The organism is Micropruina sp. (assembly GCF_027492755.1).
In the GTDB taxonomy this organism is placed as follows: domain Bacteria; phylum Actinomycetota; class Actinomycetes; order Propionibacteriales; family Propionibacteriaceae; genus Micropruina.
On the sequence record NZ_JAPUED010000192.1, the window covers coordinates 3,594 to 6,905 of the forward strand.

A 3,312-nucleotide genomic window follows, 5' to 3' on the forward strand; every position below is an offset into this window, starting at 1 on the left:
GAAGTCTTGGCGCTGGATTGCACGCCCGTTCCTGAGGCGACATCAGATCAAACTGGTGGGCTGGACTGTCTGTGGGCCGGTCAGTTGTTCGACTTTCGCTACTCCGAGATGTCCGACAAGACGGTGCGGGGGAGTGTCGACCTTGGCTCCGAGTAGGCCGGACGGGGTTGCGTAGAGCGGTCTCGGGAATGCCACCGCACTCCGTCAACCGGTGGCGCGCACCCGACCTACAGCGCCGACCTGACCGGCGACGGAGGTTGCCCCGATTGGCTTCAGTGGCGCGCTTCCTCCACAGCCGATTCCAACCCGACATAGCGGACGTCGGCCGCGGCCCGGCGTCCGAAGGCGTAGAGCAACAGTTCGCTCGGTTCGCCGATCACGGTGACCACCCGATTGCCGGAACCTGCCCGGACGACACGCTCGGGGCGTCCGGACCATTCCAGGGCAAGCGCGACCGGGGGACGGCGCAGCATCAGCTTGCCGACACGGGCCAGTTGTGACCATGCCCAGGACTGGAACTCCTCGTCACGGGCCGGTTCGGGTAGATCGTTGGCGCGCCGGACGTCCATGCCGTGGATCAGGAACTCGGTCGAGTTGGCTACGGCGTCCATGGCCGGGATCGCGAACAGCGATCCGCGCGGCGGACCCTGGCGCAACTTCTCGACCACCTCGGCGTAGTCGCTGCTCTTCAACTCAGCCACCCGGGACTCGTAGCGGCCGGCGAATGCCGGAATGACGGCACCGATCGCGTTGGAAACCTCACCGTCGCGGATGATCAGGTGGGCGAGAAGATCGTTGGCCGCCCAGCCCTCGCACAGGGTGGGGGCGGTCGGCCCCACCGCCAGCAGGGCGTCGCAGGTGTGGCCTCGTTCGACCCGGGCTCGCTCGTTCACGGCTGGCATTCGCTCAGACTAGTGCGTGTCTCCGTGGGTGCTGCGCGGCTTGGGCCCCAGGGCGGATCATCCGCAGGCCCTGACACAATGACCCGGTGAGTCTCGACCCTGCCGTCGCCGCACGGCTCAAGCGGAATGCCGACCAACTGGTGCCCGCCGTCGTCCAGGACGCCACCTCGCGCGAGGTGCTGATGCTGGCCTGGATGGACGACGAAGCGCTGGCCCGCACCCTGGCCACCCGGCGTGGCACCTACTGGTCGCGCAGCCGCAATGAGTACTGGGTGAAGGGCGAGACCTCGGGCAACACCCAGCACGTCCGGCAGGTGTCGCTGGACTGCGACGGCGACACGCTGCTGGTGCTCGTCGACCAGACCGGTCCGGCCTGTCACACCGGCACCCGGACCTGCTTCACCGACCGCACCCTGTTGAGCGAGGAGGGCCGATGACCGACCTACCCGTCACCCCAGACCTGGCCGAGTTCCTCGACCTGGCCCGTGAACGCCGGGTCATTTCGGTCTACACCCGGCTGCTCGCCGACGACCTGACCGCGGTCGGGCTGTACCACCGGCTGTGCGGCGATCGCGATCACACCTTCCTGCTCGAGTCGGCCGACAACGGCATGTGGTCGCGTTGGTCGTTCGTCGGCGTGCATTCGGTGGCCACGCTGACCGAGTCCGGCGGCGAGGCGCACTGGACCGGACGCCCCCTCGAAGGCCTGCCGACCGGCGGCGATCCGCTGCAGGTGCTCGCCGAGACCCTGCAGATCCTGCACACGCCGGCCGACGAGAACCTGCCGCCGCTGACGTCCGGCATGGTCGGCTATCTGGCCTATGACGTCGTCCGGCGCCTCGAGGTGCTGCCGGACGGCAATCCCGACGACCTCAAATTGCCCGAGTTGGTGATGATGATGGTCAGCGACATGGCCATCCTCGACCACCACACCGGCGAGGTGTGGCTGCTGGCCAACGCGTTCAACTTCGACGATTCGGCCGAGCGGGCCGACGCCGCCTGGGCCGATGCCCGCGACCGGGTGCTGGCGATGGCGGCGCAACTGTCCGAGCCGTTGACCCCTGCGGTCGCAGTGGTCGACCCGGAGGCGTCCGCTCCCGAGATCCGGCGGCAGCGGAGTCCGGAGGAGTACGAGGCGGCGGTACTGGCAGCCGTCGAGGAGATCAAGGCCGGTGAGGCCTTCCAGATCGTGCCCAGTCAGCGATTCGACATCGACACCGACGCGGATGCGCTCGACGTCTACCGCATTCTGCGCCGCACCAACCCCAGCCCGTATCTGTACCTGCTGCGGTTGCCGGGCCTGGCAGTGGTCGGCTCCAGCCCCGAGGCGCTGGTCACGGTCAGCAACGGACGCGCCGAAACGCACCCGATCGCCGGCTCCCGGCCCCGGGGCAGTTCCGCGACCGAGGACGCCGCGATGGAGGCCGAACTGCTGGCCGATCCGAAGGAACGCGCCGAGCACCTGATGCTGGTCGACCTGGGCCGCAACGATCTGGGCCGGGTGTGCCGTCCGGGGTCGGTCGAGGTGGTCGAGTTCATGAAGGTGCGGCGCTACAGCCACATCATGCATCTCGAAGCCGCCGTGGTCGGCGAGCTGTCGCCGGGTCGTACCGCGCTCGATGTGACGCTGTCCTGTTTCCCGGCCGGCACGCTGTCCGGGGCGCCCAAAGTGCGGGCGATGGAGATCATCGACGAACTCGAGGTGTCGCGGCGCGGCCTGTACGGCGGCGGTGTCGGCTATTTCGACTTCGCCGGCAACTCCGATGTAGCGATCGCCATCCGGACGGCGGTGCTGGCCGGCGGGGTGGCCCACGTCCAGGCCGGCGCGGGCATCGTCGCCGACTCGATTCCGCGCAACGAGGAGCTCGAGGTGCGCAACAAGGCGGCGGCCGTGATCCGGGCCATTGAGGGCGCGCATCGGCTGCGTCGGCTCGACCGGGACTGACATGCGCAGATGGGCGAATGTGGTGCTGTGGCTCGGCTGCGCTGCCGCGCTACTCGGCACCACCCAGCCGTGGTGGTCGGCGGGCGAGCGGACCTCGGTCAGCGGCACCCAGGCGACCTCGGGTGCCGCGCTGGCGGTGATCCTGGCCGCGGCCGCCGGGGCGTTCCTGGGCAACTGGTTGCGGCCGCTGGCGCGGCGGATCGTGCTGGGCATCGTCGCGCTGCTGGCGGCCGGTGGCGTGATGGTGGCGATCAACGCCGTCGTGCCGACACTGCCGGGCAGCACGCTGGGCGATGCCTTCACGCTGGTGGCGACGCCGTGGCGCTGGGTCTACCTGGCCGGCTGTGTGCTCGCGGCGGCCGGTGCGATCCTGCTGCAGTTTGCCGGACGTCCGACGGCACGGGTCAAAGCGACGCCCGATCCGGCGCTCGATGCCTGGAAGGCGCTGGACGCCGGGGAGGACCC

The 3,312-nt window shown here is 69.4% G+C and carries 4 protein-coding genes; 3 read left to right on the forward strand and 1 reads right to left on the reverse strand.

Annotation, left to right across the window (positions count from 1 at the left end; all coding sequences use genetic code 11):
* Positions 1-272 precede the first annotated feature (272 nt).
* Positions 273-902: a TIGR03085 family metal-binding protein gene (locus Q0066_RS13445; RefSeq protein WP_298133727.1), complete on the reverse strand. Its 630-nt coding sequence runs from the start codon at positions 900-902 to the stop codon at positions 273-275.
* 86 nt (positions 903-988) lie between these two features.
* On the opposite strand from Q0066_RS13445, the gene hisI reads away from it, so the two are divergent.
* The 3 genes from hisI to Q0066_RS13460 all read left to right on the forward strand — a co-directional run.
* On the forward strand, positions 989-1,339 hold the full coding sequence (hisI, locus tag Q0066_RS13450; RefSeq protein WP_298133729.1) for a phosphoribosyl-AMP cyclohydrolase: 351 nt from the start codon (positions 989-991) through the stop codon (positions 1,337-1,339).
* Positions 1,336-2,847 (forward strand): anthranilate synthase component I, encoded by a 1,512-nt coding sequence (locus Q0066_RS13455; protein WP_298133731.1) that lies wholly within the window; start codon positions 1,336-1,338, stop codon positions 2,845-2,847. Before hisI ends, Q0066_RS13455 begins: the two co-directional genes overlap by 4 nt.
* A 1-nt stretch (position 2,848) precedes the next feature.
* Positions 2,849-3,312 (forward strand): hypothetical protein (locus tag Q0066_RS13460; RefSeq protein WP_298133733.1); only part of this gene is annotated, 464 nt, incomplete at its 3' end.

What these genes read in the sequence shown, in the direction of transcription:
- Q0066_RS13455 (WP_298133731.1), top strand. Translation starts at nt 1,336, where the DNA reads ATGACCGACCTACCCGTCACCCCAGACCTGGCCGAGTTCCTCGACCTG.
- Q0066_RS13445 (WP_298133727.1), bottom strand. Translation starts at nt 902, where the DNA reads ATGCCAGCCGTGAACGAGCGAGCCCGGGTCGAACGAGGCCACACCTGC.